Source organism: Amycolatopsis sp. NPDC043887 (assembly GCF_056435665.1).
In genome coordinates this window covers 161,130-184,303 of the sequence record NZ_JBWKEB010000001.1, presented here as the reverse complement: position 1 = coordinate 184,303, position 23,174 = coordinate 161,130, and the positions used below count along the sequence as shown (strand labels likewise).

General features: G+C 69.9%; 22 protein-coding genes. 16 read left to right on the top strand and 6 right to left on the bottom strand.

All coding sequences use genetic code 11. The features are described 5' to 3' along the window. Positions 1–12 precede the first annotated feature (12 nt). Complete coding sequence (clpB, locus tag AC069H_RS00945) at positions 13–2,610, top strand: ATP-dependent chaperone ClpB (RefSeq protein WP_478230958.1); 2,598 nt, start codon at positions 13–15, stop codon at positions 2,608–2,610. Positions 2,611–2,820: 210 nt separating this feature from the next. Continuing rightward, positions 2,821–3,531, top strand: coding sequence for a type III secretion system chaperone family protein (locus AC069H_RS00940; RefSeq protein WP_125679540.1), 711 nt, complete (start codon positions 2,821–2,823; stop codon positions 3,529–3,531). On the opposite strand, the gene AC069H_RS00935 is transcribed toward AC069H_RS00940, so the two are convergent. After that, a complete protein-coding gene (locus tag AC069H_RS00935; protein ID WP_478230957.1) occupies positions 3,532–4,665 on the bottom strand; it encodes a hypothetical protein in 1,134 nt (377 codons plus the stop codon). A gap of 120 nt (positions 4,666–4,785) precedes the next feature. On the opposite strand from AC069H_RS00935, the gene AC069H_RS00930 reads away from it, so the two are divergent. Beyond that, positions 4,786–5,553 (top strand): SDR family NAD(P)-dependent oxidoreductase, encoded by a 768-nt coding sequence (locus tag AC069H_RS00930; protein ID WP_478230956.1) that lies wholly within the window; start codon positions 4,786–4,788, stop codon positions 5,551–5,553. Here AC069H_RS00930 and AC069H_RS00925 read toward each other — a convergent pair. Beyond that, positions 5,550–6,230 (bottom strand): MgtC/SapB family protein, encoded by a 681-nt coding sequence (locus tag AC069H_RS00925; protein WP_425341985.1) that lies wholly within the window; start codon positions 6,228–6,230, stop codon positions 5,550–5,552. The two genes, AC069H_RS00930 and AC069H_RS00925, sit on opposite strands and share 4 nt — an antisense overlap. A gap of 60 nt (positions 6,231–6,290) precedes the next feature. On the opposite strand from AC069H_RS00925, the gene AC069H_RS00920 reads away from it, so the two are divergent. The 6 genes from AC069H_RS00920 to AC069H_RS00895 all read left to right on the top strand — a co-directional run bounded on the left by AC069H_RS00920 (position 6,291) and on the right by AC069H_RS00895 (position 11,925). Next, positions 6,291–6,773: a PepSY domain-containing protein gene (locus AC069H_RS00920; protein ID WP_478230955.1), complete on the top strand. Its 483-nt coding sequence runs from the start codon at positions 6,291–6,293 to the stop codon at positions 6,771–6,773. A 70-nt stretch (positions 6,774–6,843) separates the two neighbouring features. Beyond that, entirely contained in the window at positions 6,844–7,602 is a 759-nt protein-coding gene (locus AC069H_RS00915; protein ID WP_478224154.1) for an ABC transporter ATP-binding protein, read from the top strand. Beyond that, complete coding sequence (locus tag AC069H_RS00910; RefSeq protein WP_478230954.1) at positions 7,602–10,136, top strand: FtsX-like permease family protein; 2,535 nt, start codon at positions 7,602–7,604, stop codon at positions 10,134–10,136. Before AC069H_RS00915 ends, AC069H_RS00910 begins: the two co-directional genes overlap by 1 nt. A gap of 46 nt (positions 10,137–10,182) precedes the next feature. Continuing rightward, positions 10,183–10,746, top strand: a complete 564-nt coding sequence (pyrE, locus tag AC069H_RS00905) for an orotate phosphoribosyltransferase (protein ID WP_016338130.1) — start codon at positions 10,183–10,185, stop codon at positions 10,744–10,746. A gap of 118 nt (positions 10,747–10,864) precedes the next feature. After that, positions 10,865–11,257: a DUF2784 domain-containing protein gene (locus tag AC069H_RS00900; RefSeq protein ID WP_478224157.1), complete on the top strand. Its 393-nt coding sequence runs from the start codon at positions 10,865–10,867 to the stop codon at positions 11,255–11,257. Between the two features lie 14 nt (positions 11,258–11,271). Then, complete coding sequence (locus AC069H_RS00895) at positions 11,272–11,925, top strand: TrmH family RNA methyltransferase (RefSeq protein ID WP_478224159.1); 654 nt, start codon at positions 11,272–11,274, stop codon at positions 11,923–11,925. Between the two features lie 70 nt (positions 11,926–11,995). Here the strand turns inward: AC069H_RS00895 and AC069H_RS00890 are convergent, their stop codons facing one another. After that, on the bottom strand, positions 11,996–14,131 hold the full coding sequence (locus AC069H_RS00890; RefSeq protein WP_478230953.1) for a molybdopterin-dependent oxidoreductase: 2,136 nt from the start codon (positions 14,129–14,131) through the stop codon (positions 11,996–11,998). A 73-nt stretch (positions 14,132–14,204) separates the two neighbouring features. Here AC069H_RS00890 and AC069H_RS00885 point away from each other — a divergent pair, with 73 nt between their 5' ends. After that, positions 14,205–15,221, top strand: a complete 1,017-nt coding sequence (locus AC069H_RS00885; RefSeq protein WP_478230952.1) for a glycoside hydrolase family 76 protein — start codon at positions 14,205–14,207, stop codon at positions 15,219–15,221. 17 nt (positions 15,222–15,238) lie between these two features. Here the strand turns inward: AC069H_RS00885 and AC069H_RS00880 are convergent, their stop codons facing one another. The 3 genes from AC069H_RS00880 to AC069H_RS00870 all read right to left on the bottom strand — a co-directional run bounded on the left by AC069H_RS00880 (position 15,239) and on the right by AC069H_RS00870 (position 17,812). Continuing rightward, a complete protein-coding gene (locus AC069H_RS00880; protein WP_478230951.1) occupies positions 15,239–15,772 on the bottom strand; it encodes a GNAT family N-acetyltransferase in 534 nt (177 codons plus the stop codon). Between the two features lie 47 nt (positions 15,773–15,819). Then, complete coding sequence (locus AC069H_RS00875) at positions 15,820–16,689, bottom strand: LacI family DNA-binding transcriptional regulator (protein WP_034312391.1); 870 nt, start codon at positions 16,687–16,689, stop codon at positions 15,820–15,822. Between the two features lie 88 nt (positions 16,690–16,777). Then, positions 16,778–17,812, bottom strand: a complete 1,035-nt coding sequence (locus AC069H_RS00870) for a LacI family DNA-binding transcriptional regulator (protein ID WP_126736104.1) — start codon at positions 17,810–17,812, stop codon at positions 16,778–16,780. A 113-nt stretch (positions 17,813–17,925) separates the two neighbouring features. Between AC069H_RS00870 and AC069H_RS00865 the strand changes: the two genes are divergently transcribed. Genes AC069H_RS00865 through AC069H_RS00840 form a run of 6 tightly spaced genes read left to right on the top strand, consistent with a single transcriptional unit; the run spans position 17,926 to position 22,993 of the window. Further along, a complete protein-coding gene (locus tag AC069H_RS00865) occupies positions 17,926–18,942 on the top strand; it encodes a substrate-binding domain-containing protein (protein ID WP_378444919.1) in 1,017 nt (338 codons plus the stop codon). Further along, a complete protein-coding gene (locus tag AC069H_RS00860; RefSeq protein ID WP_034312398.1) occupies positions 18,939–19,928 on the top strand; it encodes an ABC transporter permease in 990 nt (329 codons plus the stop codon). Before AC069H_RS00865 ends, AC069H_RS00860 begins: the two co-directional genes overlap by 4 nt. Beyond that, on the top strand, positions 19,925–20,731 hold the full coding sequence (locus AC069H_RS00855; protein WP_478224171.1) for an ATP-binding cassette domain-containing protein: 807 nt from the start codon (positions 19,925–19,927) through the stop codon (positions 20,729–20,731). Before AC069H_RS00860 ends, AC069H_RS00855 begins: the two co-directional genes overlap by 4 nt. A 5-nt stretch (positions 20,732–20,736) precedes the next feature. Continuing rightward, positions 20,737–21,606 (top strand): PfkB family carbohydrate kinase, encoded by an 870-nt coding sequence (locus tag AC069H_RS00850; protein WP_478231393.1) that lies wholly within the window; start codon positions 20,737–20,739, stop codon positions 21,604–21,606. Beyond that, positions 21,603–22,250, top strand: coding sequence for a nucleoside/nucleotide kinase family protein (locus AC069H_RS00845; protein ID WP_125679555.1), 648 nt, complete (start codon positions 21,603–21,605; stop codon positions 22,248–22,250). The genes AC069H_RS00850 and AC069H_RS00845 overlap by 4 nt, the downstream gene beginning before the upstream one ends. Then, positions 22,247–22,993, top strand: coding sequence for an SDR family oxidoreductase (locus AC069H_RS00840; protein WP_478224173.1), 747 nt, complete (start codon positions 22,247–22,249; stop codon positions 22,991–22,993). The genes AC069H_RS00845 and AC069H_RS00840 overlap by 4 nt, the downstream gene beginning before the upstream one ends. Positions 22,994–23,174: the final 181 nt, after the last annotated feature.

Sequence of the window (23,174 nt, the reverse complement as noted above, 5' to 3'; positions counted from 1 at the left end):
ACGAGGTGAGGGATGGACGCTTTCAACCCGACCACGAAGACCCAGCAGGCGATCTCGTCGGCGGCGCAGGCGGCCACGATGGCGGGAAACCCGCACGTGGCGGCCGCGCACCTGCTCGGCGCCCTGCTGGCGCAGGGTGAGGGGCTCACCGCACCGCTGCTGACCGCGGTCGGGGCCGATCCGGCGCAGGTGCACAAGGAGCTGGAGCCGCTGATCGCGGCGCTGCCGTCGGCGACGGGCGCCACCGTGTCGAGCCCGCAGTTCGACACGAACGCCGTCAAAGCGCTGACGCACGCGCAGAAGCTCGCGACCGAACTCGGCGACGAGTACGTCTCGACCGAGCACCTCCTCGTCGGCCTCGCCACCGAAGGCGGGCCGGTGGCCGAGCTGCTCAAGCGGCACGGCGCCACCCCGGACGCGCTGCGCGAGGCGTTCGCCAAGGTGCGCGGCTCCGCGCGGATCACCAGCGCGGATCCGGAAAGCACGTTCAAGGCGCTGGAGAAGTACGGCGTCGACCTGACCGAACGCGCCCGCGCCGGCGAGCTGGACCCGGTGATCGGCCGCGACACCGAGATCCGCCGCGTGGTGCAGGTGCTCTCGCGCCGCACCAAGAACAACCCGGTGCTGATCGGTGAACCCGGCGTCGGCAAGACGGCCATCGTCGAAGGGCTCGCCCAGCGCATCGTCGCCGGTGACGTGCCGGAGTCGCTGCGCGGCAAGCGCGTGGTGGCGCTGGACCTCGGCTCGATGGTCGCGGGTGCCAAGTTCCGCGGTGAGTTCGAGGAGCGGCTGAAGGCCGTGCTCAAGGAGATCACCGACTCCGCGGGCGAGGTCGTCACGTTCATCGACGAGCTGCACACCATCGTCGGCGCCGGCGCGACCGGCGAGGGAGCGATGGACGCGGGCAACATGATCAAGCCGATGCTCGCCCGCGGTGAGCTGCGGATGGTCGGCGCGACCACGCTCGACGAGTACCGGCAGCACATCGAGAAGGACGCCGCGCTGGAACGGCGCTTCCAGCAGGTGATGGTCGGCGAACCGTCCACTGAGGACACCATCGGCATCCTGCGCGGGCTCAAGGAGCGGTACGAGGTGCATCACGGTGTGCGCATCACCGACGCCGCGCTGGTCGCCGCCGCGACCCTGTCCGACCGCTACATCACCGCCCGGTTCCTGCCGGACAAGGCGATCGACCTGGTCGACGAGGCCGCGTCGAAGCTCCGCATGGAGATCGACTCGCGGCCCGTCGAGATCGACGAGGTCGAGCGCGCCGTGCGGCGGATGGAGATCGAGGAGATGGCTCTGTCCAAAGAGGACGACGCCGCCTCCGAGGAACGGCTCGCCGCGCTGCGCTCCGAGCTGGCCGAGAAGCGGGAGACGCTGACCGCGCTGACCGCGCGCTGGCAGAACGAGAAGGGCTCGATCGAACGCGTCCGCGAACTCAAGGAGCAGCTGGAGCAGCTGCGCGGCGAGTCCGAACGCGCCGAACGCGACGGCGACCTCGGCAAGGCCGCCGAGTTCCGCTACGGCCGGATTCCCGCGCTGGAGAAGGAGTTCGAGGCCGCGACCGCGGCCACCGAAGTCAGCCAGCAGAACGTCATGCTCAAGGAAGAGGTCAGCGCGGACGACGTCGCCGACGTGGTCAGCGCGTGGACCGGCATCCCGGCCGGACGGCTGCTGGAGGGCGAGACGGGCAAGCTGCTCCGGATGGAGGAGGAGCTCGGCAAGCGCGTCATCGGGCAGAAGGAGGCCGTGCAGGTCGTCTCGGACGCGGTGCGCCGCACCAGGGCGGGCGTCGCCGACCCCGACCGGCCGACCGGTTCGTTCCTGTTCCTCGGCCCGACCGGTGTCGGCAAGACCGAGCTGGCGAAGGCCCTCGCCGAGTTCCTGTTCGACGACGAGCGCGCGATGCTGCGGATCGACATGAGCGAGTACGCCGAGAAGCATTCGGTGGCGCGCCTGGTCGGGGCGCCTCCGGGTTACGTCGGCTACGACCAGGGCGGCCAGCTGACCGAGTCGGTGCGCAGGCGGCCGTATTCGGTGGTGCTGCTCGACGAGGTCGAGAAGGCGCATCCGGACGTGTTCGACGTGCTCCTGCAGGTGCTCGACGACGGACGCCTCACCGACGGCCAGGGCCGCACGGTGGACTTCCGCAACACGATCCTGGTGCTGACGTCGAACCTCGGCTCGCAGGCCATCGCCGACCCGTCGCTCGACGAGCGTCAGCGCAACGACGCGGTGATGTCGGTGGTGCAGCGGCAGTTCAAACCGGAGTTCCTGAACCGGTTGGACGACATCGTGGTCTTCCACGCGCTGGGCACCGACGAGCTGACGTCTATTGTGGACATCCAGATCGAACGGCTCGCCACGCGGCTGTCGCGGCGCCGCTTGACGCTGGTGGTCACCGACGGGGCACGCGAGTGGCTCGCGCTGAACGGCTTCGACCCGATCTACGGCGCGCGGCCGCTGCGGCGGCTGGTGCAGTCGGCGATCGGCGACAAGCTGGCGAAACAGCTGCTGGCCGGTGAGATCCGGGACGGCGACACGGTGCGGGTGGACATCCCGGCCCAGGAGGCGTCGGAGGCGCTGACGGTCACCCGGGTGGACTGAGGCCGGTCGGTCACCCGCCGAATGAGATGAAGGGGCCTTTCATCGCAGAATTTGCGATGAAAGGCCCCTTCATTGCCTTGGCGACACAGCGATTTGTCGACCTTTCGCCGCGTCTTTCGTGGTCTTTCCCGGGTGCGGCACCGAAAGGGGTGGCGCGACACGGCGCCCGGCGGTCACATCCGGTGAGGGCAGGGGGATACCCTGACCGTCGTGGGTATTCCGGCGTGGATCTGGTTCGTCATCGCCGCCGTCGCCTTGGTGGCGGGGCTGGCGCTGCTCGCGGCCGACCGGGCGAAGGAGGGCTCGCGCAATCGCGAGCGCATGCGCTGGGCCGAGCTGCGCGGCTGGCAGTTCGTCGAAGAGGACGAACGGTTGCCGCGGCAGTGGTCCAACGGCGCGATCGGGTACTTCGGTGCCCAGCTGGCGGTCAACGTCGTCGCCGGGTCCACCTTCACCTCCGACGGGCGGCGTCCCGTCTTCATCTTCGACATCGAGACCGAGGGCCAGATCCCGGCGGTCGTGGTCGCCGTGCGGTGCAACCGCGTGCACGAGGTGCCGCTGGAGATGTGGCTGTCCAGTGTGCCGTTCCAGCGCCAGGACATGCCCGAGATGCTCGGCCCGATCGGTCAGCGCTACGCCTTCGCGGACGACTCCGAGGGCGCGCGCAAGGTGATCACGCAGGATCTCGTCGACGCGGCGGACTCGCTCGGCGGCGATGTCGGCGTGGCGTGGCTGGAGAACGAGTGGGTGCTCGCGAGCGTCGCCCCGAACGCCGGGCCGTCGCGGCTCGAGCGGCTGCTGCGCGACCTCGGCGAGATCGCCGACATCGTGGACCCGTTCGACGAGGAGTACGACAACGCCTCGACCCCTGGCCGTCACTGGCAGGCCGAGGCCGCCGACGACATCGAGCCCCAGGCCTGATCAGGACCGCTTGAGCTCCAGCGGGAGCGCCCCGGCGATGAATCCGGTGTGCGCCGGCTGACCGAGCAGGGTCAGGTCGAGTGTCCCGGACTGCGTCAGATGCCCTGCCTGTGCGGGATCTGTGGTCGGCTGTACCCCGCGCACGGACGACGTCGAGGTGCCGCGGACGGAAGCGACTTCCCCGATGCCGAGGTCGCCGCTGATCGTGTGCGAACCGGATCCGGTGAGCCCGGCATCGTGCTGCGCCAGATTCACGTTCTGCCCGGTGGTGACCAGCCCGGACGACGGACCGATGGTGCCGCCGAGAGCGTGCTCCTGGCCGTAACCCGCGCCCGAGCCGACGTCGAGCGGCAGGACACCGCTGAACCGGCCGTTGCCGTGCTGCGCCGAGGTCGACCCGACGGCGGCGAGGTCGCCGACGTCGACCGCGTGCCCGGACGACCGCCCGGCCTCCAGCACGCCGCCGAGGTCGCCGGAGAACCCGCCGTCGAGCAGGAAGGCCCGGTCGAGGGTGCCGCCGGTGTGCTGTTCCGTCTCGTTGATGACGCCGACCCCGGGCAGCGGGCGCACGGCGTGATAGGTCCCCTCGGCCACGCGAAGGGCGCGGCTGTCCTCGGAGACGAAGGTGGGGACGCCGGTGCGCGGGTCGAGCGCGACCTCGGTCAGCCGTGCGCCGGTCCGTTCGAGTTCGGTCTCGTTCCCGGCGACGACGCTGCCGTAGCGATCGACCTTCAGCGCTTCCCGCTGGCCCTGCTTGACGGCCTCGGAAGTCTTCGCCGCCGCGAGCGCGCCGACCTTGTCCGGACGGGCCGTGACACCGTCGCGGGTCTCGATGGTCTCGCTCACCGAGCGGCGGACGTCAGCGACGGTCTTCGCGTCACCGAGGTCCTTGCTGAAGACGTTCCGCTCGGTGTTGGTCAGGAAACCGCGAAAGACGGTCGTGTCGCCTTCGCTGGTGAAGCCGACTCCGCGATCGAGGCTGCCTTCGCGCTGGTGATCGAGTGGAAGCGGGATCGACGGGTCGGTCTGGGTGGCGAGCGCGGTGGCCGGACCGGCGAGCAACAGCGCCAGCGGCGCCGCGCCGGCCGCGACTTTGGGCAGGTAGCTCGGCTTGCGCCTGCTGTGCTTCCCCATGGGGCCGGACGATACTTCCCGACTTCGGCAGTTGCACGTCAAATCCCCACGGTGGGTGACCCCCACGCCTGCCCCATCCGAGCGTGTTCCCGGAACCCGACCGAGGAGTAGGTTCCCGATATGACACAGACCGCCCTGATCACCGGCGCCACCGCCGGCATCGGCGCGCAGTTCGCGCGCAGGCTCGCCGCCGAGGGGTACGACCTCGTACTCGTCGCCCGCGACGTCGACAGGTTGGAGGGCTTCGCCGCGGAACTGGTCGAGGCGCACGGCGTCGACGTCGTGGTCCTGCCCGCCGATCTGTCCGAAGTGGACGGACGCGCGCTGGTCGAGGACCGCCTGGCCGAAGCGCCGGTGGACCTCCTGGTGAACAACGCGGGCTTCGGGCTCAACGGCGACTTCTGGACCATCCCGCCGGACGCGCTGCAGCGTCAGCTGGACGTCAACGTCACCGCCGTCCTGCGGCTGACCCGTGCGGCGCTGCCGGGGATGATCGACCGCGGCGAGGGCGCGATCATCAACGTCAGCTCGGTCGCCGGCTTCTTCAGCGGCCGCGGTTCGACGTACACGGCCAGCAAGAACTGGGTCACTTCGTTCACCGAGGGCGTCGCCGCCTCGCTGCCGGAGAACATCCGCATGATGGCGCTCTGCCCCGGGTTCACCACCACGGAGTTCCACGAGCGGGCCGGTCTGGACAAGCCCGGTCCGAAGGCGTTCTGGCTCGGCGTCGAGCAGGTCGTGGACGAGGCCCTGGCGGATCTGCGCCGCGGCAAGGTGATCTCGGTGCCGAGCCTGCAGTACAAGGTGCTCGTCGCGGTCGGCGGGCTGCTTCCCAGGGCGGTGCTGCGGAAGCTCGGCGGCGGTTTCGGCGGCAAGGGCCGAACTTAATCGTCATCGGTGGTTTCGATCGAGCGCACGCCGTCGGTCGCGGCGAGCACGGTGGGCGCGGCGGCGTGATCGGGTCCGGTGAGGTCGAGTGAGACCGTCACCTCACCGTCACGGTCGCCGGTGATCCGCAGTGACGTGATCGACCATCGACGGCTCGTGCACAGCGCCAGCAGGTCGCGCAGGACACCTTGCCCGTCCACGTAACTCACGCGAAGCCTGGTCGTGCCCGTGCCGCCGGGCAGATGCGCGCTCAGCCAGGTGAAACCGAGGACCACCACGAAATGCAGGGCCGTCACCACGACCGCCAGCACCAGCAGACCGGCGCCCGCCGCCATGCCGATGGCCGCGGTCTCCCAGACGGCGGCGGCCGTGGTGAGCCCGTGGATCGCGCCCTGCCTGGTGATGATCAGCCCGGCGCCGAGGAAGCCGACACCGGAGACGATCTGTGCCGCGATCCGGGACGGGTCGAGTACGACCTGCCCGGTCGCGAGGATGTCGCCGAAACCGTACTTACTGACCAAAAGGATCAGTGCGGACGCGGTGCCCACGATGGTCTGGGTCCGCAGTCCGGCGCTCTTGCCCCTGAGCTGCCGTTCCAGCCCGATCGCCGCCGACAGCGCGAACGCCGTCGTCAGCTCACCGATCTGGAGCCAGCCCTGTCCGTTCGAGACCATCACCCCACGGTGCCATCGGCCGGACGACGGTTCGAGCCCGTGCGGGGCGGGTACGCGTGGATCATGAAGTCATCACTTCTTGTCATCGCGGTGGTGCTGACGCTGGCCGCCTGTTCCACCGAACAGGCGCCCGCCCCGGCGGTACCGGGACCGGTCGAAGCCCAGCCGGTGAAGGCGATCCAAGCGGCGGCAGGCGCTTTGACCGACGGGCGGGTGTTCGACGTGGAGCCCGCGAACGACGGGTGGGAGATCAAGGTCGCGTCACACGGGCAGGAACACAAGGTGCGCGTGAGCCCGGACGGCGGCCAGGTCCTCGGCAAGCAGCAGACCGCCAAGCCGAGCGACGACCTGGCGAAGGTCGGGCAGGCGGGTGTCGACGCGGTCAAGGCACTCCAGGCCGCGCAGCAACGCCAGCCGGGTGAGCTCGACGAGATGGAGGTCGACCACGCCGCCGACGGCACCCTCGTCTGGGAGGTCGGGCTCCGCGACGGCAAGGGGATCGAGCACGACGTCGACGTCGATGCCAGGACCGGCGCGGTGAGGTAGGGCCCGCCCTACCAAGGAGACGCACGCTCGCCCCAGGGTGCTTCCGACCTGGGATTCCTAGTGTTTTCCCATGAACACTGGGTGGAACGGTGACGCGGTCCGGCTCGACGGCGTCCGCAAGGAATACGGCAAGGGCGTCGTCGCTCTGGACGGGGTGACGCTGGCGTTCCCGCGTGGCGGTTTCACCGCGGTGATGGGACCTTCGGGCTCGGGTAAGAGCACCTTCCTGCACTGCGCGGCCGGGCTGGACCGGCCGACGTCGGGGTCCGTCGTGCTCGACGGGCAGGAGCTGGCCGGGATGAGCGAGACGAAGCTGACGAAGCTGCGCCGCGACCGGGTCGGCTTCATCTTCCAGGCCTTCAACCTGCTTCCGGCGCTGACCGTCGAGCAGAACGTCACGCTCCCGCAGCAGCTCGCCGGCACCAAGCCGGACCGCCGTGTGGTCGAAGAGATGCTGGGCCGCGTGGGGCTTTCCGGCCGTCGCAAGCACCTTCCCGGCGAACTGTCCGGTGGGCAGGCGCAGCGCGTCGCGATCGCGCGGGCGCTGGTCACCCGGCCCGCGGTGGTCTTCGCCGACGAGCCGACCGGCGCTCTCGACACCCGCACCGCCGCCGAGGTTCTCGCGCTGCTGCGCCATTCCGTCCGGACGACCGGCCAGACGGTGATCATGGTGACCCACGACCCGATGGCCGCCTCGTACGCGGACCGCGTCATCTTCCTCGCCGACGGCCGGATCGCGGACGAGCTGCACGCGCCGACGGCGGACGTCGTCGCCGAGCGCATGACCCACCTGGGTGCCTGGGGCAGCTCGGTCAGGGCGGGTGCGTGATGCTGCGACTCGCCTTCCGGACCCTGCGCCTGCGCAAGGGCGGCTTCATCGGCACCTTCATCGCCGTCTTCTTCGGCGCGCTGATCGTCGCCTCCTGCGGCGGCCTGATGGAGACGGGGATCCGCAGCAACGCGGAACCGCAACGGCTCGCGGCCGCCCCGATCCTCGTCACCGGCGGCCAGACCTTCGCGCTGCCCAAGGAAGATCCGGCAGCTCTCGAACCCGATGACAAGCGCAAGTTCGAGGACGCGCGGCTTCCCGAACGCGTCCGGCTCGACAGCGGACTGGTGTCCCAGCTGCGGTCCGTCCCCGGCGTCTCGGACGTCGTCGGCGAAGTGAGCTTCCCGCTCGCGGCGGGCGGGAAGCCCGCCCTCGGCCACGCTTGGGACTCCGCCGTCCTGACCCCGTACGCGCTGGCCGCGGGTGCCGCGCCCGCGGCGGGCGAGGTGGTCGTCGAATCCGCGTCGGGAGCGAAGCCCGGTGACCTCGTCGAGGTCGCCGCGCGCGGCAAGACCGAATCGTTCCGCGTCGCCGGAGTGGCCGGAGCGCCGCGTTCGATCACCCAGGCCGCCGTGTTCTTCTCCGCCGCCGACGCCGCCCGGCTCTCGGGTCACCCCGGCAAGGCCGACGCGATCGGCGTCTTCACCGCGCCGGGTGCGGACGTCGAGGCGGTGCGGGCGAAAGTCGCCGAGGTCGCGACCGGGGCGAACGTCCTGACCGGCATCGACCGCGGTGTCGCGGAGTTCCCCGAAGCCGATTCGAGCGGCTCCAACCTGATCGTCATCGCCGCGGTGTCCGGCGGGCTCTCGGTGATGGTCGCGATGTTCGTCGTAGCCAGCACACTGAGCCTGTCCACCCAGCAGCGTTCGCGCGAACTCGCGTTGATGCGGGCGATCGGCACGACCCCGCGCCAGCTCCGGCGCATGGTGCTCGGCGAAGCGCTGGCCGTCGGCCTGCTCGCCACCGCGCTCGCCGCGGTACTCGGCCCGTTCCTTGGCGAGTGGCTGTTCGGGCAGCTCGTCGAGAACGGGGTGGTGCCCGCGGTGCTGCGGTTCTACCAGGGCTGGTTGCCCGCCGTCGTCGGCGCGGGGGCCGCGATGCTCGCGGTGTTCATCGCCGCCTTCTTCGCGGGCCGCCGCGCCGGGAAGATCCGGCCGACCGAGGCGCTCGCCGAGGCCGCGGTCACCCGCCGCTGGCTGACCCCGACACGCGTCATCGTCGCCGTGCTCTGCTTCGGCGGCGGCACCGCGCTGGCCATCGTGACCGTCGCGGTGATGACCGGCCCGATCGCGGCCAGCACCGCCGGACCCGCGGTGATCCTCTGGGCGCTCGGCGTCGCGATGATCACCCCCGGTGTCGCCAAGGTGATGACGGCGATCCTGCAGTGGCCGATGCGCCTGCTCGGCGGCATCGACGCCCGGCTCGCCGTGCTCAACACCCGCGCGGGCATCGTCCGGGCGGCGGGCGCGGTCACCCCGATCATGCTCGCCGTCGGGATCGCGACCGCGAACATCTACCTGCAGACCACCCAGCAGGAGCTGGCGAACCAGGCGTTCACCGAAGACGTCCGCGCCGACGCCGTGATCGCCTCCGCGACGGGCGGGCTGTCCCCGGACCTCGTCCAGCGGATCCAGGCCGTGCCCGGGGTCGCCGGAGCGTCCGAGTACGTCACCAGCAGCGTGTTCCTCGAGAACCCGTACGACTCCTCCGACGAGGGCCGTCCTGCGGTCGGCCTCACCGCTTCCGGCGCGGGCGCGACGACCGACACCAAAGTGACTCAGGGTGACCTGAAGGCGCTGACCGGCAACACCATCGCGCTGCCCGAGGTCTTCGCGAAGGACTTCGGCCGCGGCGTCGGGGACACGCTCAGCCTGAGGCTCGGGGACGGCACCCCGGTCGACGTCGAGGTCGTCGCGGTGACCAGCCAGCGGCCCGGTTTCGAGAGCCTGCTGCTCCCGGCCGGTCTGCTGGCCCCGCACACCACCGCCGGGCTCGCCCCGCAGATGCTGGTCCGCGCCGCTCCGGACGTCGATCCGGCGGCGCTCACCGAGCGGCTTCGCGAGGCGACGGCCGGGCTGCCGGTGTCCGTCGGCGACCGGGCGGCGCTCGTCGCGGCGCACGACAAGGACCAGGCCGTCGGCGCGTGGGTGAACTATCTGCTGGTCGGGATGATCATCGCCTACACGGTGATTTCGGTCGCGAACACGCTCGTGATGGCGACCGTCCGGCGGCGCCGCGAGTTCGGCCTCCAGCGGCTCACCGGCTCGACCAGGGCGCAGGTGCTGCGGATGGCCGGTTTCGAAGGCGGGCTCGTCGCGTTGGTCGGGATCGTGCTCGGCACCGTCGTCGCGGCGGGCTCGATCGTCCCGTTCTGCCTGGTGGCGACCGATTCCCTGCTGCCGATGGGCTCCCCGCTGATCTACCTGACCATCATCGGGACCGCCGCGGCGCTCGCGCTCGTGGCGACTCTGGTCCCGGCCTGGGCGGCGACGCGGGGCCAGGCCGTCGACGCGGCGACGGCAGGCAATGACTAGAGCTACCGTCGAAGGACCCGGCGGGCCGTGTGTAAGACTCTCGGCCGTGGCGTACCCCGGTGTTGATCAAGCGGCGAAACTCGAACTGGCGAGACTGGTCGGCGAACTCGCCGTCGTGCACGGCAAGGTGACCTTGTCCTCGGGCAAGGAGGCCGACTACTACATCGACCTCCGGCGGGCGACGCTGCATCACGCGGCCGCTCCGCTCATCGGGAAGCTGCTTCGCCAGCTCACGCACGACTGGGACTACGTCGCCGCCGGCGGTCTGACCCTCGGCGCGGACCCGGTGGCGCTGGCGATGCTGCACTCAGCGGCGACCGACGGTGTCGTGCTCGACGCGTTCGTCGTCCGGAAGGCCGTCAAGGAACACGGCATGCAGCGCCGGATCGAAGGCGTCGAGGTGCTGGGACAGCGCGTGCTCGCCGTCGAGGACACCTCGACCACCGGTGGCAGCGTGCTCACCGCCGTCGAGGCTCTGCGCGAGGCTGGAGCCAACGTGGTCGGCGTCGCGACCGTCGTCGACAGGGACACCGGAGCGCGCGAGGCCATCGAGAAGGAAGGCCTCGAATACCGTTACATTCTGAACAAGGACGATCTCGGTCTGTCCTGAGTAAAACGTCCCGAACGGGGCATCCTCCGTGCGAACGGAGGATGCCCCGTTTTTTCGTGAGCGTTTCTCAATCCGAAAGGGGTAACGTCGCAGGTAGGGGTGTGAAAGGGGGCTTGAGGTGGCGGGTTTCCTGGCGAACGTGACAGTCGCGGTGCATATTTTCGCGCTGTTGTTCATCGGATTCGGTGGTTTCCTCGCGTGGCGGTGGCCGAAGGTGATCTTCGTGCATGTGTTCTTCGCCGCATGGGGTGTCCTCGTCAACGTCTTCCCCTGGCCGTGCCCGCTGACGGCCGCCGAGAACTACTTCCGGCATCAGCAGGGCCTCGGCGACCTACCCGGCGGCTTCAACGCCTACTACCTCTACGACACCGTGTTCCCGCGTTCGTCGCTGCCGTTCGTCGTCGTGATCGCGATGGCGACGGTGATCATCTCCTACATCGGCGCGTACCAGCGCCGGCGTCACCGCCACCACGACGGGGACGCACCGGCGCACCGCGTCAGCATGGGCTGAGTGACAATCCTCGGGTGAACTCGGAAGAAGCCGGTCCCACCGAATGGGTGGCGAAGGAAGAGGTCGGCGTCGGTCCATGGGAGGGCGACTGGCCTTCGGACGAGCGCTACGACCCCGAACTCCTGGCCAACGGCGACCGCCGCAACGTCGTCGACCCGTACCGGTACTGGCGGCGCGAGGCCATCGTGTCCGATGTGGACAGCCGTCGGCATCCGTTCCACGTGGCGATCGAGAACTTCCAGCACGACCACAACATCGGCACCGTGGTCCGGACGGCGAACGCCTTCGCCGCCGCCGCGGTGCACATCGTCGGGCGGCGGCGCTGGAACCGGCGCGGAGCCATGGTGACCGACCGTTACCAGCACCTTCTCCACCATGAGGATGTCGACGGGCTGCTGACCTTCGCCGCGACGGAGGGGCTCGCCGTGGTCGCCGTCGACAACACCCCCGGCTCGCAACCCGTCGAGACCGCCGAACTGCCGCGCGAGTGTGTCCTGCTGTTCGGCCAGGAAGGGCCGGGTCTTTCGGCCGAGGCGCAGAAGACGGCGGCGCTGGTCGTCTCGATCGCGCAGTTCGGCACGACCCGCTCGATCAACGCCGGCGTCGCCGCCGGGATCGTCATGCACGCCTGGATCCGGCAGCACGCCGACCTGTCCCAGGCCTGGTGATCTCCCGCATTTCGTCCTCTGAATGCGGTCCTTGCGTGTGCAAGTACCGCATTCAGAGGACGAAATGCGGCTAGACGGGGGTGACCTCCACCGGGATGCCGTTCAGCACGGCGTTCCCGGACGGGACGTCGAGCAGGGTCTCGTCGGCGACCAGATTCGAGTTGACCCCGGCGTGCGCGGCCGCGACCCGCGTGCGCGTGCCGTCGAGGTCGTGGCCCCAGCCGTGCGGCATGCTCACCACGCCGGGCCGGACGTCGGCCGTGACCTCCACCGGCGCCTCGAGTTTCCCCGTCCGCGACGTCACCGCCGCGAGTCCGCCGTCGGTCAGCCCGAGGCGAGAGGCGTCGTCCGGATGCACCTGGACGGTGCACCGGTTCCCGCCGCGCACCAGCGGCGTCAGGTTGTGCATCCACGAGTTGTTCGAGCTCAGGTGTCGCCGTCCGATCAGCAGCAGCCCGCCGTCCGGCGCCTTGTCCAGCTCCGCGCGCAGGCGGCGGACGTCCTTCGTGATCGCGTCCGGCGCCAGCTCGACCTTCCCGCTCGCGGTGGCGAGCGCCTCCGGCAACCGCGGTTTCAGCGCGCCGAGGTCGACGCCGTGCGGGGCGGCTTCGAGATCGGCCAGGCTCAGGCCGTACGGTCCGCCGCGCAGCATCAGGTCGATCATCCGCGCCGGCCCTGTGCGGCCTTCGGCGAGCGCGAGGTCGACGCCGGTGCGCCGCGCCGTTTCGCCCGCGACCATCGCGTCGAAGGCCGCGACGTCGACGTCCGGGCCCTGGCCGGCGGCGATTCCCGCCATCCGCAGCAGGGTCACCCATTCCTGCGGCATCTCGGTTTCCAGCGTCCGGGGTGTCCAGTTCGCGACGTTGCGCACGGCGAGCGCGTACAACGCGACGTCGTAGTGCGGCCGCTCCAGCGGTGACGGCCCGGGCAGGATGACGTCGGCGTGCCGCGTGGTCTCGTTGAGGTATACGTCCAGCGAGACCATGAAGTCCAGCTGCCGCAACGCTTCCGTGAGCCGCGCGGAGTTGGGCGTGCTCAGCGCGGGGTTGCCGCTGATGGTCACCAGCGCCCGCACCTGGCCTTCGCCGGGTGTCTCGATCTCGTCCGCGAGCGTGGCCACCGGCAGCTCGCCGAGCACCTCGGGATACCCGCGCACCCGGCTCGTCCAGCGGCCGCTGGTGAACGGCGAGGACCGGCGCGGCCGCCAGAGGGCGGGCAGCGGGAACATCACGCCACCTTCGCGATCGAGGTTGCCGGTGAGCGTGTTGACGACGTCGACCAGCCAGCTCGCGACGGTGCCGAACGACTGCGTCGTCGTCCCCATCCGGCCGTACACCGCGGCGCGCCCGGCGTCCGCGAGTTCGAGCGCGATGCGGCGGATCTCGGCGGCGTCGATCCCGGTCGCGGGCGCGACCGCCTCCGGGGTGAAGGGTTCCGCCAGGGCACGGACTTCGTCGACACCGTTCACGTGCTCACTGGGACGGACGCGGTTCTCCGCGAACAGGACGTTGACCAGCGCGAACAGGAACAGCGCGTCGGTGCCGGGCCGGATCGCGTGGTGCTCGTCGGCGAGCTGCGCGGTCCGGGTGCGGCGCGGATCGAGGACGACGATCTTGCCGCCGCGCTTCTGGATCCCGCGCAGCTTCCCACGGGTGTCCGGGGCGGTCATCAGGCTTCCGTTGGACACCAACGGGTTCGCGCCCAGGATGAGCAGGTGTTCGGTGCGGTCCAGATCGGCGACGGGAATGGTCTGCGGGTCGCCGAAGAGGTAGCCGGAGGAGAAGTGCTTCGGCATCTGGTCGACGGTGGTCGCGGTGTAGAAGTTCCTGGTGCCCAAGGCTTTGAAGAACACGCGGCCGTAGAGCACCAACGCCGCGTTGTGCACCGTCGGGTTGCCGGAGTAGACGGCGACGGCGTTCCTGCCGTGCTCGTCGATGATCGGCCGGAGCCGCCGGTCGATCTCGGCGAACGCCTCGTCCCAGGTGACCTCGACGAACTCGCCGTCGCGTTTCACCAGCGGCGCGGTGAGCCTGTCCGGGTCATGGTGCAGCGCGCCGAGCGAAGCGCCCTTCGGACAGATGTAGCCCTGCGAGAAGACATCCTCGCGGTCCCCCTGCACGCGGGTGACCAGGCTCTTCTCGTCGATCGTCACCTCCAGCCCGCAGGTGGCTTCGCAGAGCGGGCAGGTCACGTGCGCCGTGGTCATGAAGCACCTCGCGGGTTCGGGAGTCCTCCCAACATACTGAGCGGTATGTCGGCGGGCAAGGGATGATGGCGCGATGACTGCTCTCGCCGACCGAGCCGCGATCGCCGAGCGCGCGATCCGCGACCGGCATCTGCGCCGCGTGTGGGCGCTGCCCGGGACCGTGCTCGGCCGGAGCGGCTGGCCGCCGTCGGCGGGGCAGCGCGTCCACTGGCACTGGAACTACTGGTGGCAGGCACACCTGCTGGACACTCTCGTCGACGCCCAGCTGCGGGACCCTTCACCGCATCGGCTGAAGCTGATCGACCGATTCGTGGTGTCCGTGCGGCTGCGCAACTTCGGCAAGTGGATCAACGACTACTACGATGACATCGCCTGGCTCGGTCTCGCGCTGCAACGCGTCGGACATCTCGGGCTGGACGTCCGCGGCGGACTGGAGGCGATCAGCTCACGGCTGCGCGAAGGCTGGACCGACGACGCGGGCGGCGGGATCTGGTGGCGCGTCGGCGACGACTTCAAGAACGCGCCCGCGAACGGCCCGGCCGCGATCTTCCACGCCCGCGAAGGCGCCACGCAGCACGCTCGTGGTCTGACCGACTGGATGACCGAGCGGCTCGTCGACCCGGATTCCGGACTGGTGTGGGACGGCCTGCGGGTCGGCAGCGGGGAACTAGTCAGGCATATTTTCACGTACTGCCAAGGTGTTTACCTCGGCGCCTGCCTCGAACTGTCCGAAGTGGACAGGGTGGGGCGCACGATCCAGGCCGTTGCGGAACATGTCGCGCCGAACGGGGTGATCCGGGGGCAGGAAGGTGGTGACGGCGGCCTGTTCGCCGGGATCCTGGCCCGGTATCTGGCGCTCGCGGCACCGCTGCTGCCGAGCGGGATCGCGCGCGAACTGGTCATCCGGTCGGCTGACGCCTGCTGGTCCGGTGCCACCGAGACACCGCACGGGCCGCTCTTCAGCGCCGACTGGGCGACTCCGGCGCCTTCGCTGCCCCTGGCCGCTGACGCTCCCGAACGCGACCTGTCCGTCCAGGTGAGCGCGTGGATGCTGCTCGAAGCCGCGGCGACCCTGGAACACCGCATTTAGAGGACTAAATGCGGTAGCTACCAGACGTCGCCCGCCCGCCAATCGCAGGTGATCTCCCCGTCCAGATCGAGAGTGACCCCCACCGGCAGGACGTGGATCGACCCGTCGTCCTCCTTCGTCGCCTCGATACCCGAAGGCGTCATGGCCGACGAAGTACCGCGCCACAGCAGCCAGCCCCGCGACGCGTAGAACTCCAGTGCCTCGTCGGACGCAGAAAGGGCCCCGAGGTCGTACGCCTTCCGCAGGACCCGCTCCAGGGCGTCCATCATCGCGGCGCCGTGGCCGCGCCGCCGGTGATCCGACCGGATGGCGACCGCCTCGACATAACCCGTCCGGAGGACCCGTCCGTCGTGCACGAGCCGCCGCTGCACCAGTGACGCGTGCCCGATCAGCTCACCGCTCTCCCACACCAGCGTGTGCATGCCGCCGAGCGCGTTCTCCCAGTCGTGGTCACTGAAATCGCCGTCGAACGCGTCGTCCAGCAGAGCGCGTGCCGCCTTCAGCACGCCTGCTTCGAGGTCGGCGGTGTGCACGGTCCACAGGTCGGTCATTCCGCCATCTTCACCCGGCGGCGGCGTTCTGACCAGCGAGTTGTGACTCAGCAGCCGCACGACTGACGGTGTATGAAGCGCGGCGCGAGCCGTACGGATTCGGGTCGTCGCTCAGGGTCGGTGATCCGGGCCAGCAGGAGCTCGACGGCCTTGCGCCCGATCTCCTCGATCGGCTGCGCCATCGTGGTGACCGCCGGGGTCACCTGGCCCGCCCACTCCATGTCGCCGTAGCCGACGATCGCGAGGTCACGCCCGATCCGGATGCCGAGCCGGTGCGCCTCGTACTGGACGCCGATCATCATCGCCTCGCTCGCCACCACGAGCGCGGTCGGCGAGGGCCAGCTGTCGAGCAGTTTCGCCGTCGCGGCGGCGGCTCCGCCCGGGGTCGACTGCCCGCACGCGACCAGCTGCGACGTCCACCGGAGGCCGGAGCGGCCGAGGCCGAGCCGGTAGCCCAGCGCCCGCTCCTCGTAGGTGGTCATGTCCTCTTCGCCCGAGATGAAGCCGATCTTGCGGTGCCGCAGCCCGGCGAGGTGCCGCACGAGCGCGCACACGGCCTGGATGTTCTCTGAGCCGACCTGGTCGACGTCGTTGCGGCCGGCCATCCGGTCGACGAGCACGGTCGGCACGCCCATCCGGACCAGTCCGTTGATCACCGCTTCGTCGCCTGCCGCCGGGACGAGCAGGACACCGTCGACGCGGTCAGCCCGCAGCGCGCGGATGACCGCGGCTTCTTCGGCGACGCTGTCGCCGGTGTCGGCGAGGGTGATTTCGCAGCCGTGACGGCGTGCGGCGCGGCGGATGGCGCGGACGAGTTCACCCGAATACGGGTTCGCGTGCATCGCCATGGCCACCCCGAACCGGTGGGTGACAGGGGTGTCCTCCCACAGGGGTAACGCCGGGGACAGTGCGGTCATCGCTCCACGCCTTCATTCGAGCTTGAATGACGGTAACGGCTGACGGAGCGTCGCTCGGCGGCGAGACCGGAAAGTCTCCCAACAATCATCAATGTGAGTGAACGAGAGCGCATCCGCAGGACGCGCGATGGCGGAGCGTAGGCGGAATCCGCATCGTCTGGGCCTTGCGTGCCGGATCGTTGATCCGGGCCAGCAGCAGGCGTACCGCCTGTGTGCCTATCTCCTCGATCGGCTGCGCCATCGTGGTCAGCGGCGGATCGACCAGATCGGCCCATTCGACGTCGTCGTAGACCACCACCGGGAGGTCGACGCCCGCCCGCAGGCCGCGGCGCCGAAGCTCGTGCAGCACCCCGACCATCATGGTGTCATTGGCGACCACCAGCGCCGTCGGCGGCTCCGGCAGCGCGAGCAGCGTGCTCAGCGCGAGCGCCCCGCCCGCCTGCGAGGACTGGCCGCACGCGACCAGCTCCTCCGACCAGGTCAAACCCGAGCGGCCGAGCCCGAGGCGATAGCCGAGGATGCGCTCCTCGCTGGTGCTCAGGCCCGCGGTGCCGCTGATCATGCCGATCCGCTGATGCCCGAGCGACGCCAGATGCGCGGTCAGCGCGGACGTCGATTGGATGTTCTCCGCGCCGACCTGGTCGACGTCGGTGCGGGTGGAGAGCCGGTCGATGAGTACGGTCGGGACGTCGAGCGAGACGAGTTCGCCGATCACCGATCCGTCGCCCGGCGACGGCGTGATCAGCAGCCCGTCGACCCGGCGCGAACGCAGGGTCCGCACGGTCTCACGTTCGGTGTCGACGGTGTCGTGCGTGTCCGCGAGCAGGACCGTGTACCCGGCCAGCGCGGCTTCGCGTTCGATCGCCTGGATCAGGACGGCGAAGTACGGGTTCGCGATGAGGGAGATCGCGACGCCGATCGACCGCGTCCCGCCGGTCACCAGCGAGCGGGCGATGGCGTCGCCGGTGTAGCCGGTCTGCTCGATCGCGCGGAGGACGGCCAGTTTGGTGTCCTCGGCCACCGCCCTCGTCCCGTTGACCACGTGGGACACGGTGGTGATCGAGACTCCCGCGAGCTCGGCGATGTCGCGTTGGGTGGGACGGGACGAGCGAGACGGCGGCATTACCTATCCTCGGAAAGTCAGCTGGCAAGCGTTTGCGCAAACGCTTGCGACTGAGCATAACCCTGTCTACCTTCCGGTCCATCACGGACAGCCTTGAATCGGAGGGCATCCCCATGAGACAGCGCAGTCTCGCCGCGCTCGCCATGGCCGCCGCACTCGCGGTGACCTCGGCCGGGTGCACCGTCGAACGCCATTGGGGTGGCGGTTCGAACGCGGGCGGCGGTGGCAAGGCCAAGGTCGGCCTGGTCACCAAGACCGACACCAACCCCTACTTCGTGGAACTGAGAGCGGCCGCCAAGGCCGCCGCCGAGGCGAACGGCGCGGAGTTCAGCGCGCTCGCCGGCCAGTTCGACGGCGACAACGACGGCCAGGTCCGGGCCATCGAGAACCTCATGCAGCAGGGTGCGAACACCATCCTGATCACGCCGAGTTCCTCGACCGGCGTCCTCGACGCCATCGACCGCGCCCGCAAGGCCGGGGTGCTGGTCATCGCGCTCGACACGGCGACCGAACCGGACACCGCCGTCGACGCCACCTTCGCCACGGACAACTTCGAGGCCGGACGGCAGCAAGGTGCCTACGTCAAGGCGGCGCTGGCCGGCAAGCCGCCGAAGCTGTTCATGGTGGACGGCACCGCCGGGTCCACAGTGGACACCCAGCGGCACACCGGGTTCCTCAAGGGCATCGGGCTGACCGACGCGTCGCCGGAGATCAAGGGCAAGACGCCCGCGAACGGCGACCAGAGCCTCGCGCAGCAGGGCGTGGAGAACCTGCTGCAGCGCACCACCGACATCAACGCCGTCTACACGATGAACGAGCCGATGGGCCGCGGCACCTACGCCGCGCTCCAGGCCCGCGGCCTGGTGAACCAGATCGTGATGGGCTCGATCGACGGCGGCTGCGAAGGCGTCAAGAACGTGCGCGACGGCCAGTACGCCGCCACGGTCATGCAGTTCCCCAAGAAGATGGCCGAGCAGGGTGTCCTCGCCGCCGTCGAGTACGCCAAGACCGGCAAGAAGCCGAGCGGGTTCGTCGACACCGGATCCGCGGTGATCACCGACAAGCCGATCCCCGGCGTGGAAAGCCAGGACACCAAGTGGGGCCTCGAGAACTGCTGGGGGACGAAGTGACTACCGCAACCCTGAAAGGCAACGAACGCCCGTCCATCGGTGAGTTCTTCCTGCGCGCGCCCGCCGTCGGGCCCGCCCTGGCCCTGCTCGTCGCGATCGTGGTGTTCTCCCTTTCGACGGACACCTTCCTCGATCTCGACAACCTTTCCCTTGTGGTGCAACAGTCCCTGGTGGTCGGCACACTCGCCCTCGGGCAGACGCTGATCATCCTGACTGCGGGTATCGACCTGGCCAACGCGGCCGCGATGGTGCTCGCGACGCTGATCATGGCGAAACTCGTGGTCGGCGGCGTCTCCGGGATCTGGGCGCTGCTGCTGGGAATCGTGGCGACGGTGGTGATCGGCATGGTCACCGGCTCGCTGGTCACCCGGATCAAACTGCCGCCGTTCATCGTCACGCTCGGTCTGCTGACCGTGCTCACCGCGGCCGCCAAACTGTTCGCGAGCGGGCAGGCCGTCCCGGTCGCCGACGAACTGCTCAAATGGCTCGGCACCCGCCGGTACCTGTTCGGCGGCATCCCGATCACCTACGGCATGACGCTCGCTTTGCTGATGTACCTGGGACTTTGGTACGCGCTCACGCGGACGCCGTGGGGCAAGCACGTCTACGCGGTCGGCAACGCGCCGGAATCCGCGCGGCTGTCCGGGATCAAGGTCAACCGCACGATCCTTTCGGTGTACATCGTCGCCGGCGTGATCGTCGGGATCGCCGCCTGGCAGGCGCTCGGCCGCGTGCCGAACGCCGACCCGAACGCCTTCCAGCTCGGCAACCTCGACTCCATCACCGCGGTGGTGCTCGGCGGCGCGAGCCTGTTCGGCGGCCGGGGTTCCGTACTCGGCACGATGATGGGCGCGCTGGTCGTCGCGGTCCTGCGGTCCGGGCTGACCCAGCTCGGCGTGGACGCGCTCTACCAGGACGTCGCCACCGGTGCCCTGCTCATCGGCGCTGTCTGCGTCGACCGTTTCGCGAGGAGGCGGCAGTCATGACGACACCCACGTTGTCCGCGCAGGGCCTGGTCAAACGCTACGGCCGGGTCACCGCCATCGACGGTGCCGATTTCGAGCTGTTCCCCGGCGAGGTGCTCGCCGTCGTCGGCGACAACGGCGCCGGGAAGTCGAGCCTCATCAAAGCCCTTTCGGGCGCGGTGATCCCGGATTCCGGTGAGATCAAAGTGGACGGTCAGACCGTCCACTTCAAGTCCCCTTTGGACGCTCGCCACTACGGGATCGAGACGGTGTACCAGGATCTCGCCGTCGCGCCCGCGCTCGACATCGCGTCGAACATGTTCCTCGGCCGGGAAAAGCGGCGTAAGGATCTCTTCGGGCAGCTGTTCCGGAAGCTGGACACGGCGGCCATGCGGGCCGACGCGCAGCGGATCCTCGACGAGCTCGGCATCAACATCAAGTCCATCACGCAGCCGGTGGAGACGTTGTCCGGCGGGCAGCGCCAGGGTGTCGCGGTCGCGCGGGCGGCGGCCTTCGGCACCAAGGCGGTGATCATGGACGAGCCCACCGCCGCGCTCGGCGTCGCCGAATCCGGCAAGGTGCTCGACCTGATCAACCGTATCCGCGAACGCGGCCTGCCGGTGGTGCTGATCAGCCACAACATGCCGCATGTGTTCGACATCGCCGACCGCATCCACGTGCACCGCCTCGGCAAGCGCGTCGCGGTGGTCTCGCCGAAGACGCACACCATGAACCAGGTCGTCGGCCTGCTCACGGGCGCACTGAAGATCGGTGAGAACGGCGAGGTCGAAGAGGTCGCGTCGGCCGTCCACACGGGGCTGTAGTGCGGGTGCTGCTGGCGGGCCTGTGCACCGTCGACCAGGTTCAGCGCGTCGCCGAGATCCCGGCGCCGGGCGAGAAGGTGCGTTCGCTGTCGATGGACGTCGCCGCCGGGGGGCCGGCGACGAACGCGGCGGTGACCGTGGCCGCGCTCGGCGCCGAAGCGACGCTGCTGACGGTCGCCGGTGCGCACCCGCTGGCGGCACTCGCCCGAACGGACCTCGAAGCGCACGGCGTCGACCTGGTCGACCTCGATCCCGAACGGCCCGATCCGCCCGCGATCAGCGCCATCGTCGTCCGTGACTCCGACGGGGAACGCACCGTCGTCTCGCGCAACGCCCACGCCTCCACGCATTCAGTCCTCTCGATGCGGTCCTTGCACGCGCAACTACCGCATTCAGAGGACGAAATGCCCGGGTGTGTGCTCCTGGACGGGCACCATCCGGAGGCCGCGTTGGCGGTCGCGCGCTGGGCGCGGGAGCGGAAGGTGCCGGTGGTACTCGACGCCGGGAGCTGGAAGCCGGTCTTCCCCGAACTCCTGCCGCTCGTCGACGTCGCCGCGTGCTCGTCGCTGTACCGCGGGGACGACCCGCGCGAGCACGGCGTGCCCGTGGTGATCACGACCGCGGGCCCCGATCCGGTGCGCTGGTCGACGGCGGACGGATCCGGTGCCGTCCCCGTCCCTGTCACCCAGGCGCGTGACACGCTGGGCGCGGGCGACGTCTGGCACGGAGCTTTCGCGTACGCGGTCGCCCGGGACCAGGGGGACGTTCCGGGCTGGATCGCGTTCGCCAACGAGGTGGCCGCCGAACGGGTGCGGCATGAAGGACCGAGGTCGTGGACGGCCGCGGTCGCGAAGATGGGAGAGGGACAGCCATGACAGCCATGCCTCCGGTGTTCGAGGACCTGTTGAGCAGGGCTCAGACGCTGGCGAAGCCGGGACAGCGCAGTGTACTCGGCATCGTCGGCGCCCCCGCGTCCGGCAAGACGACGCTGGCCTGGGGCCTGGCCAAGGCGCTGGGCACGAGGGCGGCGGTGGTCGGGATGGACGGCTTCCACCTGGCGCAGGTGGAACTGCAGCGGCTCGGGCGGGTGGAGCGCAAGGGCGCCCCGGACACCTTCGACGCCGCCGGGTACGTGCACCTGCTGCGCAGGCTCGCCGAAGGCCGCGAGACGGTCTACGCGCCCGAGTTCCGCCGGGAGATCGAGGAGCCGATCGCCGGCGCCGTCGCGGTCACGCCGGACGTCCCGCTGGTCATCACCGAGGGGAACTACCTGCTCATGCAGGACGACCCGTGGAGCGGCGTGAAGCCCATCCTCGCCGAGTCGTGGTTCCTCGCGCCGGACGAGCCCGAGCGCATCGAGCGGCTCGTCTCGCGGCACCGCCGTTACGGCCGTTCGCTGGTCGAAGCGCGTCGCCGCGCGCTCGGTTCCGACCAGCGCAACGCCGATCTGATCGCGTCCACCAGCAGCCGGGCCGACCTGGTTCTCGAGAACCTCCCGCTGGTTAACTTCGCCATATGAGTGGTGTTCTCGTCGTCACCGGCGGCAGCAAGGGCATCGGCGCGGCGGTCTGTGAACTGGCCGCCGCGCGCGGTTACGACGTCGTCGTCAACTACGCGGGTGACGCCGAAGCGGCCGAGGATGTCGCCTCGCACGTCCGGAAACACGGTGTCCGGGCGATCACCCAGCGCGGCGACGTGGCGTCCGAAGACGACGTGGTGGCCCTGTTCGACGCCGCCGTCGAGCTCGGCCCGCTCGCCGGGCTGGTCGCGAACGCGGCCATCACCGGCAACACACCGGGCCGCTTCGACGAGTACGACGTCGATGTCGTCCGTCGTGTCGTCGAGGTCAACATCACGGGTGTCTTCCTGTGCGTCCGCGAGGGCATCCGCCGGATGTCGACTCGGTACGGCGGTGACGGCGGCGCGATCGTGACGCTGTCCTCCACCGCCGCGCGGACCGGTTCGCCAGGGGAATGGGTCCACTACGCGGGCACCAAGGCGGCCGTCGAAACGATGACCTACGGCGTGGCGCAAGAAGTCGCGAAAGAATCCATCCGGGTCAACGCCGTCGCACCGGGCATGATCCACACCGGACTGCACGCCGCGGCGGGAATGCCCGATCGGATGGAGCGGATCGCGCCGACCATTCCGATGGGACGGGCGGGCGAACCCGGTGAAGTCGCGGAAGCCGTGCTGTGGCTGCTTTCCCCGGCCGCGTCGTACACCACCGGGACGGTGCTGACCGTCGGCGGAGGGCGTTGACACCCGGGGCCACGGCGCGGTCACGGGGCGATATCGGCTCCGCGTGCGGTTCAGCCACTTTTTAACACTGTTTCCCGGCGGATATCACGATTCATGTGGGAAGTCGGCGGATCACCTCGTGGCCCGAGGCGCCTGTGTCACCCTGGTGGCGCCCCCAAGCTCTTGATCAGGACGGTCATCC